Annotated in this window: 11 protein-coding genes; all 11 read right to left on the reverse strand. The window is 65.9% G+C overall.

What is annotated here, in order from left to right:
• Position 1: 1 nt before the first annotated feature.
• Positions 2 to 991 carry a BMP family protein gene (locus ACOIX3_RS24355; protein ID WP_420964603.1) on the reverse strand — a complete coding sequence of 330 codons (990 nt, stop codon included), beginning with the start codon at positions 989 to 991 and terminating at the stop codon, positions 2 to 4.
• 100 nt (positions 992 to 1091) lie between these two features.
• On the reverse strand, positions 1092 to 2537 hold the full coding sequence (locus tag ACOIX3_RS24360; protein WP_420964604.1) for a DUF1116 domain-containing protein: 1446 nt from the start codon (positions 2535 to 2537) through the stop codon (positions 1092 to 1094).
• On the reverse strand, positions 2537 to 4135 hold the full coding sequence (fdrA, locus tag ACOIX3_RS24365; protein WP_420964605.1) for an acyl-CoA synthetase FdrA: 1599 nt from the start codon (positions 4133 to 4135) through the stop codon (positions 2537 to 2539). The genes ACOIX3_RS24360 and fdrA (ACOIX3_RS24365) overlap by 1 nt, the downstream gene beginning before the upstream one ends.
• Before the next feature lie 204 nt (positions 4136 to 4339).
• Positions 4340 to 5299 carry a carbamate kinase gene (gene arcC / locus ACOIX3_RS24370; protein ID WP_420964606.1) on the reverse strand — a complete coding sequence of 320 codons (960 nt, stop codon included), beginning with the start codon at positions 5297 to 5299 and terminating at the stop codon, positions 4340 to 4342.
• 4 nt (positions 5300 to 5303) lie between these two features.
• On the reverse strand, positions 5304 to 6812 hold the full coding sequence (gene fdrA / locus ACOIX3_RS24375; RefSeq protein WP_420964607.1) for an acyl-CoA synthetase FdrA: 1509 nt from the start codon (positions 6810 to 6812) through the stop codon (positions 5304 to 5306).
• Positions 6809 to 8059 (reverse strand): DUF1116 domain-containing protein, encoded by a 1251-nt coding sequence (locus ACOIX3_RS24380; RefSeq protein WP_420964608.1) that lies wholly within the window; start codon positions 8057 to 8059, stop codon positions 6809 to 6811. Before ACOIX3_RS24380 ends, fdrA (ACOIX3_RS24375) begins: the two co-directional genes overlap by 4 nt.
• Positions 8060 to 8069: 10 nt before the next feature.
• Positions 8070 to 8258, reverse strand: coding sequence for a hypothetical protein (locus ACOIX3_RS24385; RefSeq protein WP_050404632.1), 189 nt, complete (start codon positions 8256 to 8258; stop codon positions 8070 to 8072).
• Positions 8259 to 8463: 205 nt separating this feature from the next.
• Positions 8464 to 9300, reverse strand: a complete 837-nt coding sequence (locus ACOIX3_RS24390) for a DUF2877 domain-containing protein (RefSeq protein WP_420964609.1) — start codon at positions 9298 to 9300, stop codon at positions 8464 to 8466.
• Positions 9301 to 9420: 120 nt separating this feature from the next.
• A complete protein-coding gene (locus ACOIX3_RS24395) occupies positions 9421 to 11955 on the reverse strand; it encodes an ATP-binding cassette domain-containing protein (protein ID WP_420964610.1) in 2535 nt (844 codons plus the stop codon).
• Positions 11952 to 12827 carry a branched-chain amino acid ABC transporter permease gene (locus ACOIX3_RS24400; protein ID WP_176530589.1) on the reverse strand — a complete coding sequence of 292 codons (876 nt, stop codon included), beginning with the start codon at positions 12825 to 12827 and terminating at the stop codon, positions 11952 to 11954. The genes ACOIX3_RS24395 and ACOIX3_RS24400 overlap by 4 nt, the downstream gene beginning before the upstream one ends.
• Positions 12828 to 12867: 40 nt before the next feature.
• Positions 12868 to 14070 carry an ABC transporter substrate-binding protein gene (locus ACOIX3_RS24405; protein WP_420964611.1) on the reverse strand — a complete coding sequence of 401 codons (1203 nt, stop codon included), beginning with the start codon at positions 14068 to 14070 and terminating at the stop codon, positions 12868 to 12870.
• Positions 14071 to 14109 lie beyond the last annotated feature (39 nt).

Raw genomic sequence — 14109 nt, forward strand, 5'->3', positions numbered from 1 at the left:
GTCAACCCACCTTGACTTTGATCTTGTTCGACAGCAGGTCGTCCTTGAGCTCCTTGATCTTGGCCTGGATCTCCGGCGTCGCGCCGGCGCAGATCTCGATGTCGGCCGAACGTGGCCCCATCGCGAGGCCGAACTGCTTGTATTCCGGGTGCCACGTTCCGGCGACGGCCTGGTCGATGGCATATTCGACCATGAACCCGATGCCGCTGACCGTGTAGGCGATGTAGAGCGGGTTGTTGTCGGAGCAGTAGTTGGTATAGCTCCCGATCATCCTGGTGCCCTTCTCGCGCGCCGCCTGCTCCATTCCGCGCACGCCGAGATTGAGGATGTTGTAGTGGACGTCAGCCCCCTGCGCGATCGCGGCAAGGGTCGCTTCCTTCGCCTTGGCGACGTCGTCGAAGTCACCGGTGTAGGTCACGAAGCATTTGGTGTCCGGCTTGACGTGCTTGGCGCCGTTCGCGAATTCCGTTCCGGTGTTGACGATGGCCGGGATTTCAAGCCCGCCGACGTAGCTGACCGCGCCGTTCTTCGACATCATCGCGGCGACCGCGCCGGCAATGAAGCCGATCTGTGCCTGCAGCACGTCGTATTGCGCGACGTTTTCGGTCGGTTGTCCGGTCGGGCCAACGATAGAGAACTTCACCTTCGGGAATCGCTTGGCGACCTTGAGCACCGATGCCTGGGTCTGCCCCGCGGCGCCGATCACCATGTCGTTCTTGCTCGCGAGCGTGACGAGCGCCTGCTCCATGTCGGCGAACTTGACGTTCTCGATCGACGTGATCACGACCTTGTTCCCGTGGCGTTGCTCGGCCGCCTTCATGCCGTTGTAAGCCGACTCCATCCAGCCATGGTCGGCCCGCGACCCCGGAATCAGAATGCCGATGCGAAGCGGCTTCGCCGCATCGTCGGCAAAGGCGAGCCGGCCTGATGAACCGATCCAGGCTGCCGAGAGCAGGCCTGTTTGCAGAAATGCACGACGGGTACCGTTCATCTGTTTCCTCCTGTTCGTTCCCGGTGTGCCGCAATCTTTGCTGCGGCATTTTTTCAATCGACGGCGCGACCGCGCCGTCGTTCTCAGACTCGAAGCAACGTCATCTCCCAGCCACCGTCGCCAGCGCGCCGACGGCGTCGACGAAGCACTTCATCGGCGCTTGCACGACGCCAGCGCCGATGATCCCCATGCCCGGCTCCTTGTGCGCCGTTGCGGTGTTGATGACCGGCCGCCTGCTTTCGTCCACGACCTTGCGGATGTCGATGCCAACAGGCGCTCCGATGAAGTCGAGCATCGGCAGGGTGAAGCCGGGATTGCGGCCGATCGTGACGTGCGCCATCTCGCGCGAATAACGCAGCGCGTCCTGCGGCGTGCCGCCGACGAACTGAACCATCGCGGGGGCCGCCGCCATCGCGAACGCGCCCAGCCCCGCAGTCTCGGTGATCGCGCTGTCGCCGATATCGGGATTGGCATCGGCCTCGCTGAAGCCCGGCAGGAACAAGCCGACGGGGATGTCGGCCGGACCGACAAACCACTGCCCGTTCAGCCCGCTGACCCTGATCCCGACATTGACGCCGTTGCGCGCCATTGCGGTCACGATGCTGCTGAACGGCACGCCGTGCGCGGCATCCATGGTCGCCTTGCATGCCGCCATCGACAGGCTAAGGAAGAACATGTCGTCCGCCCCGATCGTCCGCAGCGTCTCGTGAACGAGATCGCGCGAGATCGAGGATTTGAGCAGCGATTCCGTGACGGCGCGATACAGCAGCAGGGTCGCCGCCGTGTTGCGGTTGTGGACGTCGTCGCCCATGTGCAGCGACTGCGACATCAGCGGCTTCAACGGCAATCCACCGTCGATGCCGGCGACCGCGGCCTTCAGACACGGCGCCAGCACATTTTCGATCAGCTTGAGGCCTTCGATCACCTCGGGCGCGAAAGCGCCGAAACGCAATGTCTTGGCGCCGCCGGATTCCATCATCGGCGCATAGGCGCGATTGCCGGTAGTCTGGTTCTGCACCACGAACAGCGGCATCGAAGGCGAAATAATCCCGGTCATCGGCCCGACCGCGCCGAATTCATGGCACGGCGCGAAGCGGATGCCGCCTGCCGCGACGAGTTGCTCGGCCTCTTGCTGGGTCGTCGCCCATTTCTCGTAGAGAATTGCGCCGACGACCGCCCCCTTCATCGGGCCGCACATATCGCCCCAGGCGATCGGCGGACCGGCATGGAGCAGCGTCCGGCCCATGTCCGGCCAGACTTCGGACGCGTGCGCCGCGACGTCGACCCATACCGGCTGCGCGGTCAGGATGCGCTCGAGTACTTCCGCATTGGCGCGATCGATCCGCGATCCGAGGCAGTCGGAATCGCCGGCATCGCCAACCAGTTGCGCGAGACTCCAGGCGACCTCGGGACTTCCGTCGCCGACCGGCTGCCACTGCAGACGCACCAGCGGGGCTCCGCTGCTCTCGACACCGCGGTCGAGGCCGGAGGCGCCGAGGCTGATGACGGAGGTCTTGTGCTGGAGCGCGGAAGGAGCTGCGTTCATCATCGTTCTCCACCTTGCATCACGCGACGCCCCGTGGCGTTGTCGTCCGCGGCCATACGGCTCGCGATGGCTTGCGCAGAGCGGGCTGCGGCCGTGCTGCTGCCGACAATCTCCGCGCCGGCGTCCGCCAACATGGCTTTCTGGGTCTCGTAGGGCTGCGGATCTGAATCCGTGCCGCAGACGAAGCAGACCACGGGAAGCTCCCGCCCCTGCGCTCGCGTCGCGGCCTTCGCCCGGCGGATCGCCGGGGCCAGGAGCTCGGCCGGATTGGGGTGGCTGCCGTAACCGAGCACGACGTCCAGGACGATGCAGGCAACGGTCGGATCGTCCGCTTCCTTCAGCAGCCGTTCGATCCGCACGCCATAGTCGATCATCGGATGCGGGCGCCCCACCGTGAATTCGTCACTGCCCAGATCGATCGCCGTGTGCCCGTGGCTCTCTTCCACGTCGGCGAGACGGTCTGCGCCGGCAAGCGGCGCATTCGACCGGGCACGAATGCCCGCCGCCCGCCAGATGGTCTGGGCTTCCGAGCAGAACGTTCCGCCGGAGTAGAGACCGCGCAGGTAGCGCTGCGAGGGTGCCAGCGACGCGCAAACCCTTGTTGCCAACTGTTCGATCGCACCTTCGTTACGCTCGGGCTGGCCGGGCGCCGCAAGCGCGAGGGCCTGCCGCGCCGTCTCCTCGAGCGACGATGTGCGGTGAACATTGCCGGCGGATGCGGCGGGCTCGCCGCCGAGGAAGCAGATCACGACCGGTTTTCCGATCGCGCTGGCGCGCTCGATCACCCGCTTCTGGACATCGGGCGCAGGAGGCTTGGAGACGATGGCGACAACTTTGGTCTCCGCGTCGGCGGCCAGCAGCTCCAGGCCCTGCAACATGGTGATGCCGCCGACCTCACTGGAAACGTCGTGGCTGCCGGTGCCGATGGCCTGCGAGATGCCCTGGCCATGACGATGGATCTGGCACATCACCTCCTGCAGGCCGGTGCCGGACGCTCCGACGAGCCCGATCGCGCCGCGCCGAACGACGTTGGCAAATCCAAGCGGCACGCCATTGATGATGGCCGTGCCGCAATCCGGTCCCATCACCAGCAGGCCCTTCTGCGCCGCAACGCGCTTGATGGCCTTCTCCTGTTCGATCGGCACATTGTCGCTGAACAGCAGCACGTTGAGGCCCCGCCGTAGCGCCTTCAGGGCTTCGGCGGCGGCATAGGGGCCGGGCACCGAGATCAGTGCGAGGTCGGCATGATCGGCCACCGCGACGCCGCCGGAGATCGAGCGCGGCGGTGCTTCGGCCGCGGCTTCAGTCGATCCGCCCTTCGGTTCTTCGCCGGCGATCAGGGAGTGGATCTCGCGCTCCGCGGCTGCGAGCTTCTCGGGCGCATCGTCCGCCACAACGATCATGATATCGCCCGGCTTGGCGCTCTCGAGCGCCGGACTCATCAGCCCGGCCTGCTGCAGGAACTCCTTGTTGCTGCGCGTTCCCATCAGCAGCGTGACCCGCTGCACACCGGTCCGTGCGACCGTCACCTGCGAGATCCGCATCAACGACACGGAATCCTTGTAAAGGTTCGCCTTTATGCTGGATTGAATGGCCATTGCCTTGTCGTTCCCTTGAATCCCGCGGGCTGCTTGTTTGTCTTGTATGTGTGAGCTTGAGCCGGCGGCCAGCTCGATCGCCTGATCAGAATGAGGCGCCGATGCGCCCCAACTGCTTCAACTCAGTGAGCGCGCGCCATCTGCTCGACGCTCGAATGCAGATTGGCGCGGGCGGATGTCCCGTTGATGCGCCAATCCCGGTGGTTAGTGAACGACGTGCGTCCCCGTCTCGCCCCGCAGCGCCGCCATGGCGCAATCGAGGTGACTGATGATCGCGCGCTTGCCGCCTCCCTCGAGAAACCGGATCGCCGCATCGACCTTGGGTCCCATGCTTCCCGGAGGAAAATGTCCTTCACGGTGGTACGCCTTGATCTCCTCGAGACTGACCTGATCCAGATCCTTCTTGTTCGGCTTGCCGAAATTCACCGCGACGCGCGGGACCGCGGTCAGGATCAGCAACTCTTCGATACCCAGCACATTCGCGATATGAGCGGATGTCAGATCCTTGTCGATGACTGCCGGCACGCCGGTGCGCACGCCCTTGGCATCACGAACCACGGGAACGCCGCCGCCGCCTCCCGCGATGACGATCGTTCCCCGCTTGACCAAGGCATCGACCAGCGAGATGTCGCAGACATGCTTGGGCTTCGGCGACGGCACGACATGACGCCAGCCGCGCCCTGAATCCTCACGCATCGCCCAATTGAGCTCCGCGCTGATCTTCTTCGCCTCGTCCTCGGAAAAGAACGGTCCGACGAACTTGGTCGGATTCTCGAACGCGGGATCGTCCTTGTCTACCTCGACCTGGGTCAGCAGGCTTGCCACATGTCGCTGGTTGCCTTGCTTGCGCAGGGCATTCTCGATCGCCTGCATCAGGAGATAGCCGATGCCGCCCTGGCTGTGCGCGACGCAGATGTCTAGGTCCATCGGCGGGATTCGGTTCATCGTCAGCATCTGGCGCATCATGATCTTGCCGACGACCGGACCGTTGCCGTGCGTGATGACCAGCTCATTGTCGAGTTGCGCAAGTGGCAGCAGCGCTTCCGCAGTGATCTGCGCGACGGACTTCTGCTCCTGGGAGGTGCCCCTGATATCCTCGGGGTGAACCGCATTGCCACCGATCGCGACCACCAGGCGACGCGGCACGTCATTGAGTGTACGCATTTCCTTACCTCCCGGCATTCTGGACGATGGCAACCGCAAGCTCGCACGCCTGCGCGTTCGACGGCGCAACGAGGATTCCGGCCTGCTCCAGTTTCTTGACCTGCGCGGAGCGCCCTTGCGGATCCTGCTCCGTGCCGACGACGGACGCGATCAACGCCGGCGCATCCTGCCCGCGATCGGCGACGATCTTCGTCAGATGCTCGGCGGGATCGGCATGCGCGCCATAGCCGAGCACAAGATCGAGCAGGACCACCGAAAGATCGCGATTCCTGAGCGCAGCACGCAACGCATCATCGCGCACTGAGGGGTCGATCATCGGGTGCGGTCGGCCACGGGTATATTCGTCGTCGCCGAGGTCGATCAGCCGGTCCCGTCCGGCGTTCGGCTCGACGCCGAGCTTGACCACGCCGGGGATGGCGGCGTTCGACGCCACCTTCCGGCCTGCGGCAGCAAGGATCACCTGAGCTTCGGCACACAGCGTTCCGCCGGCGAACAAGCCCTCGATCCCGCCGCGGCCGCTGCGCGGAAGCCGTGATGCGACCGCGTTCGCGTCGAAGCCCGCGCCGATCTTCTTGTCTCCCAGTGCCAGCTCCGCGGCGCCCTTCAGCGTCGGCGAGAAGCGGGCGTTCGGCGGCAGCTCGATCTCCGAAGCACCGATGAAGCACACGGTGTACGACTTCCGGCTTCTGCCGATCCGCTCAAGCACGGATTTGGCGACGTCAGGATGCGGCGGCTTCGAGATCAGCACCACATGATCGGTTTCCGGATCGGACTCGAACGCATCGATCGCCATCAGCGTGGTGATGCCGCCGATATCCTTCTTCAGATCGCGCCCGCCGACCCCGATGGCGTGGGAGATCCCCGCGCCGGCTTCCGAGATCAGGCAGGAGACCTCCTGCGTGCCGGTTCCCGACGCGCCGATGATTCCGATCCTGCCGCGCCTGATCTTGTTGGCGAACGCCAGCGGCGCGCCACCGATCACGGCGGTTCCGCAATCCGGCCCCATCATCAGCAGGCCGGCCGCCCGCGCCTGCTGCTTGAGCGACAATTCGTCCTCGAGGGATACGTTGTCGCTGAACATCAGGACATGCAGGCCGCGATTGAGCGCCTTGCGGGCCTCGGCGGCGGCGAACTCACCGGGAACGGAGATCAGCGCAAGATTGATCTCCGGCCTGACCTTCACGGCCGCAGCAATCGAGTGCGGCCGCCAGGCAGCCTGCGCATCGCCCTGGGTCTTCGGCTTGTCGAGCGACTTGATCGCATTGTCGAGGGCTTCGCGGGCAGCGGGCTCCGACTCGGCCTTGACCGCGATCACGAGGTCATTGCCCTTCACGGCAGTGCCCTCCTCCAGCAGCCCCGCATTGCGCATGATCGCCGCGTTCGACGGCGTTCCCATCATCAACGCCGCCTCGATCACGCCGGGCGAGCCGGCCACCTCGCGCGACAGCCGCATCAGCGCGACCGAGTCGAGATAGAATCCCTTGCGGACCTCGTTCAGGACAACGACGTTCATGACACACCCAAATCGTTGGCGATCGCGACGATCGCCTGCTGGAAGCACGCCAACGGCGCCTTGACCACGCCGGCACCGACCTGGCCGATGCCGGGCTCGCGATGCGCGATGCCGGTGTTGATGACCGGCACCACGCCGGAATCGACGACCAGGCGGATATCAATGCCGGTCGGCACGCCGGCGAAGTCCATTGCGGCGATGGTCCATTCCGGATTCTGCGCAACCGTGATCTCGCCCATCGAGCGGGTGAAGTTACCGGCCTCGGACGGCGCGCCGGCCCCGACGAAGCCTGCGACGGCCGGCGCCGCCGCCATCGCAAATCCGCCCAGGCCGATCGTCTCGACGATGGCGGAATCGCCCATGTCCGGATTGGCGTCCTTCTCGGAATAGCCGGCAAAGTACAGCCCTTCCGGCATTTCGACCGGCGCGGTGAACCATTGCTCGCCGAGCCCGCTGACGCGGATCCCGAAATCGGTGCCGTTGCGGCACATGGTGGTGACGATGGTCGAACCCCGAATGCCGTTGGCGGGATCGGTGATCGCCTTGCCCATCGCCATCGCGATGTTGAGGAAGAACTGATCGTTCTGCCCGATGAACGCGAGGCATTCGGCGAGAACGGCGTTGTCGGTCGAGGTGCGTGCCATCCAGGGCGCGATCTCGCGAAGGAAGACGCTCGAACAGGCCAGATTGCGCTGATGCAGCTCGTCGCCCATCGACAGGCCCCGCGCGACGATCGATTTCAGGTCGATGCCGCCGGCGGCACGGATCGCCTTGCCGAGCGTCGGACCGAACACGTCGCGCAGCCAGGCGAGCCGCTTCAGCACGCTGGCGTCGTTGCCGCCGAAGCGCATCACCTTGCCGAGCCCCTCGTTGATCGCGCAATAGGCGCGGTTGGAGAAGCGCGCGTTCTCGACCACGAACAGCGGCATCGACATCGTGGTCATGCCGGTCATCGGGCCGACCGCCCCGAAGTGGTGGTTCGGGTGAAATTCGATCTCGCCATTGGCGGCGAGCTTGGTCGCGGTCGGGAGATCCTGCGCCCATCCCTCGAACACGATGGCGCCTGCGACCGCACCGCGCATCGGGCCGCACATCCTGTCCCAGGAGATCGGCGGTCCGGCGTGGAGGATCATCCGTTCGCGCAGGTCCGGGATCAATTCGCGGGCGGGAACGATGTCGATCAGCCGCGGCTCCCCTTCGAGGATCCGGGCGAGCGCCTGCTGGTTTGCGTCTTCGATCAGCTTCATCGGTGCGCCCTCACACACCGAGCTTCGCGAGCAGGGCCGCCATCTGCGGATCTCCGCCCGCCGACGGCTTCCAGTCGACGTGGACGACATCGATGCCGCAGTCGCGAAGGTCCTTCACGAACCCCTCAAGCCCGACATTCACGACTTCGACCTTGCGCGCCAGCAACTGCTGATACTGCGGCCTATCCTGATCCGTCATCGTCTCCGCCCTAATCAAGTTTCGTTTTCGTTGCGTCGAGTTAATAAGAAAATACTTACTTCGTCAAGACCGGATTCTCGAAGAATGCGAATTTCCGCAACCCTCGAACAGCGGACCGGTCGAAGTGCAATCGCGCCTTAAAAAAAGTGCTCCGAACTTCGTTCGGAGCAGTCTGGGAGAACTCGAAATACGGTCTGCAACGGCGTCACCGCTCGCGAAGGGCGTGACGCAGGACGATCAGACTGCCGGCAAATGCATCCAGTCCGGATGAATGCCCGATCGCGGTCAGGGCCGTGAGGGCGCGACGAAATCCGGCGGCCTCGCCGCTCATCGTTGCATGGATGGCAGCGTGCAGGGCCGCCGCGCCGTAACCCAGCGCCGCCGCGCGCAGATGGATTCGGCTGATGTCGTTGGTGCCGTCGAGCAGCCTGCGGCAATGCTCCCACAATGCGTCGCGAGCTTCGATACGTCCGAGCGCAGCCAACGCAATCAGCGCACCACCGATCAGATCGTCGCCGGATGGCGTCAGCCCCGGCCCGAGACCGATCAGACTGCCAAGCCCGGGCTCGCGATCCGTATCATCATCCGAGCCTGCGAGGATCAGCTCCAGTGCAGCGAGACCAGGCATGGCAGCTCGAACAAGCGGAGAAGCGTCGCTCGGAACATGTCCGGTCCCGAGCGTGGCGAGGCCCTCCGCAATCAGATCACCGCCCCACACCTCGTCGACGGCATCAAGGCCGCGTCGCAGGCTGGCCGTCGACCAGTGTGGTGCAGCGGGCGGCGCCCAGACCGACCGCGCCGCCAGATTCGCGAGCGGCGTCGCTCCGATCCACAGAATGGAGTCCGCGACCCGCACCGGATCGCCGACCGCCAATCCCGGCCATCGGAAGTCGCCGACCACGTGCAACGGACCCGATCCGATGCCGATCCGTCCGACGCAGATCCAGATCCCGTCGATCACGGCGTAGAACGAACGTTCGAACACGGCGACGACCTGACCCGCGGTGCGATCGCGAAGCGCCTTGTCGGCAAGCAGCCCCACTTCCACATCGGCACAGACCGTCGCTGCGGGCTCGGGACGCCGCTCGCCGGGCGCACTCCCGCGACCTGGCTGCCTTCCGTCCGTTTCGCGGCCTCCGACCAACATCCGCCCTCGCCTCCCTCAGCGTGCCTGGGCCGCGAGCCGTTGCGTCGCGCCGGCCTGGGCCTCGCCGCCCAGATACGCCGCCTCGAGCAGCGGATCCTCGGCGATGATGTCGGCGGCGCCGCTCTTCAGGATCGCACCGGTCTCCAGCAGATAGGCCCGGTCCGCCAGCGCGAGCGCGTGACCCGCCATCTGATCGACCACGATGATGGTCATGCCCTCGCTGCGCAGCCGCTCAAAGGACGCGAACAGTTCATCGACCACGAGCGGCGCCAACCCGAGCGACGGCTCGTCCAGCATGTAGATCTTCGGCCCGGTCAGAAGTCCGCGTGCCACCGCGAGCATCTGCTGCTCGCCTCCGGACAAAAGGCCGGCGCGCTGGTCGATGCGCTCCTTCAGGCGCGGAAAGCGCACGAACATCGCCTCGATCTCGGCATCGAGGTCTATTCCCTTGCGCGCATAGGCACCGAGCTGGAGGTTCTGCTTCACCGTCAGCTCCGGAAACACCTGCCGCCCCTCCGGCACCAGCACGACGCCATGGCGGGCACGAACATGTGCGGGCATCCTGTCGATGCGCGTCTCGGCGAGCCGCACTTCACCCGTGGAGCGCGGCGGCTCGAGACCGGCGATCGACCGCATCAGGGTGGTCTTGCCGGCGCCGTTCGCGCCGAGGACGGCGACCGCCTCGCCGGGAGCGACCACCAGATCGATCCCGTTCAAGGCCCGCGACAGGCCATAGAACGAATCGAGCGTCTTGACCTCGAGCGCGGTGCCTTGCCGCGCCGGCCGCGGCGCGCGGCTCTTCTCACCGGCCGTCGCGTCGCCGAGATAGGCCTTGCGGACCAGCGGATCGTTGCGGATCGCCGCCGCATCGCCGATCGCGATGCGCTTGCCGCCGTCGAGTACGACGATGAGATCGCTCAGCGACATGATCATCGGCATGTCGTGCTCGACGATGATGACGGCGATCCCGAGATCGGCGATCCGGCGCAACAGCGCGGTCAGGCGTTGCTTGTCGCCCTTGGAGAGGCCCGCCGCGGGCTCGTCGAGCAGCAGGATGCGGGGCCGCAACGCCAGCGCGCGCGCGATCTCGACCAGCCGCTTTTCGCCATGGGACAGCGAATCCGCGAGACGATCGACGTCGCCATCGACACCGGCAAAGCGCAGCAGGAACCGGGCGAAACTCTCGGTCTCCGCGTTGCGCAGTGCGGAGACCACGCCGCCGAGACGGCCGACCCGCTCGGCCAACAGGATGTTCTCCAGGATCGTGAGAGAGCCGAACAGCTGCGTGGTCTGGAACGTGCGCGCCACGCCGACCCGCGCCAGCAAATGCGACGTCATGCCCGTGACATCGCGATCGCCGAGCTTCACCGTCCCCGCCTGCGGCCGGTAGAAGCCGCAGAGCAGATTGAGCGCGCTGGTCTTGCCGGCGCCGTTGGGGCCGATGATGCTGGTGACGGCGCCGGGCGCCGCCTTGAACGAGACGCCCTGGACCGCGCGCACGCCGCCGAACGAGATCGACAGATCCGTCACGTCGAGCCCCGCCGCGTTGTGGGTTTCGAGGATCGCCGCATCGGTTTCCGCTGCAGCGGTCGCGGGCTCGGCCGCCGGCTTGCGCGCCGGCAGGAATTTTGCGGCGAGCTGCTCCACAAGGCCGACGATGCCGGAGGGCGCGGCGCGCAGCACGACGAACAGCAGCACGCCGAAGGCCAGCAGGCGATACTCGGCAAGATCCGACAGCGCTTCCGGCAGCAGCACCACCAGCGCTGCGCCGATCACCGGGCCGAGCACCGAGCCGGCGCCGCCGACCATCACCGCGAACAACAATAGCACCGATTGCAGGAACGGAAACGAGCTCGGGCTGATATAGCCCTGCAGCGGCGCAAACAGCGCGCCGGCCAGCGCCATCGCGGCCGCCGAGATCACGAAGGCCACGGCGCGAACCTGCACCAGATCGATGCCGAGCGAGCGCGTCGCGACCTCGGTATCGCGGGCGGCACGCATGGCATAACCCCAGCCGCTGCGCTTCAGCCGCTCGAACAGGATGAGGCCGACAAACACCAGAACGACGCCGGCGATGGCAAGCGAACGCTCGGACAGCGAGTACCCGAACACGCTCGGCGGCGCACTCAGCATCAGGCCGTTGCCGCCGCCGGTGAGATCGCGCCACTCGATCGTGACATGCTCGACGATGAAGCCGAAGGCAATCGTCACCATCGCCAGATACGGCCCGCGCACGCGCAGCGCCGGCATCGCCAGCAGCCCGCCGACGATGCTGACCAGCACGATGGCCCCCGCCGTCGCGGCGAGGTAGGGCCAGCCCGCCTTCTCCATCAGCAGCACGGTGGTGTACGCACCGATCGCCATGAAGCCGATATGGCCGAGCGAGATCTGGCCCGCGAGGCCGAGCAGGACGTTGAGGCCGATACAGCCGATCGCCGTCAGCGAGATCGTCGCGATCAGGAACACCGAATAGCTGTCCGCGACCGCGGCGTAGCCGATGGCAATCGCGAACGCTGCGACCGCGACGAGAAGGGAGGCGCGCGAGGTCATACCTTCTTAACTCCAGCTCGGCCGAGCAGCCCGTGCGGCATGACGACGAGGATGACGATGACGGAAGCGAACGTGATGATCTGGGTGTAGACCGACCCGAGATAGTTGGTCGCGAACACCTCGATCAGGCCAAGGCACAGTCCGGCCAGCATGACGCCCCAGGCGCTGGCGAGACCGCCGATGATCGCGGCGGCGAACGCCTTGATGCCGAACAGCGTGCCCATCTCGGACGAGACGTTGAACAGCGGCGCGATCAATAGCGCGGCGACGCCCGCCAGCATGGCCGACACCGCGTAGCTCGCGGCAATGGCGCCGCTGACATTGATGCCCATCAGCCGCGCGGCATTGGGATTCTGCACCACCGCAAGCATCGCGACGCCATGCCGCGTGCGGCGGGTGATCAGATGCAGCGCCAGCGCAAGCAACAGGCCGACCACCGGAATCAGGAGCTGCAGCGGGTAGACCCCTGCCCCCTCCACGATCTGGATCGGCTTGGCCGCGAGCATCGACGGGAAGCTGCGCGGCTCCTTGCCGAACACGAACAGCATCACATTGTCGACGATGATGCCGACCGCAACGGTCGCCATCAGCCAGTTGTCCGAGCCGCGCAGCACGAACGGACGAACCGCGAAGCGTTCGATCAGGACGCCGTAAACCGCGCAGACCAGCAACACCGCGGGGATGCCGATCGCGGCCGGCCAGCCCCACACGATGAGGAAGAAGTATCCGGCAACGGCTCCCAGGGTCATCGAGCTGCCCTGCGAGAAGTTGACCGTGCCGGATACTGCGTACGTGACGTGAAAGCCCAGCGCGAGCAGACCGTACATGCTCCCCAGCGCCATTCCGGTTATTATCGCCGAAAGAAACGACATCGATGATCACCCCGATCTGCTTGCTGGACGACCGCTGCCGTCAGTTCTTGAACGGCAGGATGTGGTTGTCCTCGAAATGGGCCCAGATGTAGTCCTGCGCCGTCAGCGCATCGTGCTTGTCCTGGGCGAACGGCTTCTCATAGGTCTTGATCAGGCCTTCCAGCCGGTCGATTCCGTAGAAGCCGTCACGAATGGCGGTCGGATCCGTGCTGCCGGCCTTCTGGATCGCGGCGGCGATCACCAGGACGCTGTCATAGGCGTTGGCAAAGCCGACCGCGGGCGTCACGTCCGCCGGGCCCTTGATGTCCGGATACTTCGCCTGCAATTCGGCGAGCACGCGCTTGCCGACCGGCGAGAGGTTGCCGAAGAAGCTGTAGGTCTGGACGAAGACGACGCTCTCGGCGCTCGGCCCGGCGAGCTCGGTGAAGCGGCCGCCGGCCGGTCCCCAATGCGATACGATCGGCGGCGCCCAGCCCATCCGGTCGAGCGATTTCACGACCTGCGAGGATGGACCGACATTGCCGACCAGGTACAGGGAGTCGGCGCCGGCCTGCTTGAGCCGGGACAATTGCGCGACCACGTCGACGTCGTTCGCCTCGAACTTCTCGACACCCGCCGGCTCGATCCCGGCCGCCTTCAGCGCCGCGCGCAGGCCGTGCTCATTCGATTCGCCCCAGGGATTGTTGACGAGGATGAGGCCCGGCTTCTTGGCGGCGAAGGTCTTGCCGGCGAACGCAACGATCGCCTTGTCGACCTCGTCGTCCATCGCCGAGACGCGGAACACATAGTTGGACGCGGCGCCGTTCTGGGTGATGTTGGTTCCGGCGGCCCATGGCACCACGAAGGGCATCTTGACGTTGTTGACGAACGGCACGATCGCGAGCTGGACCGGCGTATCGAGACCGCCGAGCAGCACCGCGACCTTCTCGCGCTGGATCAGTTCGCGCGCGGCGGTCAGCCCCTTCGCGGGGTTGCTTTCATCGTCACGGCGCACCAGCTCCAGCGGACGGCCGAGCACGCCCCCTTTCGCGTTGATCTCCTCGATCGCGATCGTGGCGCCGCGCGTCAATGCTTCGCCGGCGCGCGCCGACTGGCCCGACAGCGCGGTGACCAGCCCGATCTTGATCGGCTCGGCGGCCCGCGCCCGCTCCGCAAGCGGCACAGCGCCGAGGAGAATGGCGAGCGCGCCCTGCAAGACGACACGGCGGCACAACCGGGTAATGGGGGTACAAGCGTAGCTCATTTCTGCAATTCCTCCCGCTCCGACGGCTCCTCAGCCGCC

Source organism: Bradyrhizobium sp. B120 (assembly GCF_049075665.1).
GTDB lineage: Bacteria > Pseudomonadota > Alphaproteobacteria > Rhizobiales > Xanthobacteraceae > Bradyrhizobium.

Coding starts and splice junctions, on each gene's coding strand:
- ACOIX3_RS24355 (WP_420964603.1), bottom strand. CDS start 991: ATGAACGGTACCCGTCGTGCATTTCTGCAAACAGGCCTGCTCTCGGCA.
- ACOIX3_RS24360 (WP_420964604.1), bottom strand. CDS start 2,537: ATGAACGCAGCTCCTTCCGCGCTCCAGCACAAGACCTCCGTCATCAGC.
- fdrA (WP_420964605.1), bottom strand. CDS start 4,135: ATGGCCATTCAATCCAGCATAAAGGCGAACCTTTACAAGGATTCCGTG.
- arcC (WP_420964606.1), bottom strand. CDS start 5,299: ATGCGTACACTCAATGACGTGCCGCGTCGCCTGGTGGTCGCGATCGGT.
- fdrA (WP_420964607.1), bottom strand. CDS start 6,812: ATGAACGTCGTTGTCCTGAACGAGGTCCGCAAGGGATTCTATCTCGAC.
- ACOIX3_RS24380 (WP_420964608.1), bottom strand. CDS start 8,059: ATGAAGCTGATCGAAGACGCAAACCAGCAGGCGCTCGCCCGGATCCTC.
- ACOIX3_RS24385 (WP_050404632.1), bottom strand. CDS start 8,258: ATGACGGATCAGGATAGGCCGCAGTATCAGCAGTTGCTGGCGCGCAAG.
- ACOIX3_RS24395 (WP_420964610.1), bottom strand. CDS start 11,955: ATGACCTCGCGCGCCTCCCTTCTCGTCGCGGTCGCAGCGTTCGCGATT.
- ACOIX3_RS24400 (WP_176530589.1), bottom strand. CDS start 12,827: ATGTCGTTTCTTTCGGCGATAATAACCGGAATGGCGCTGGGGAGCATG.
- ACOIX3_RS24405 (WP_420964611.1), bottom strand. CDS start 14,070: ATGAGCTACGCTTGTACCCCCATTACCCGGTTGTGCCGCCGTGTCGTC.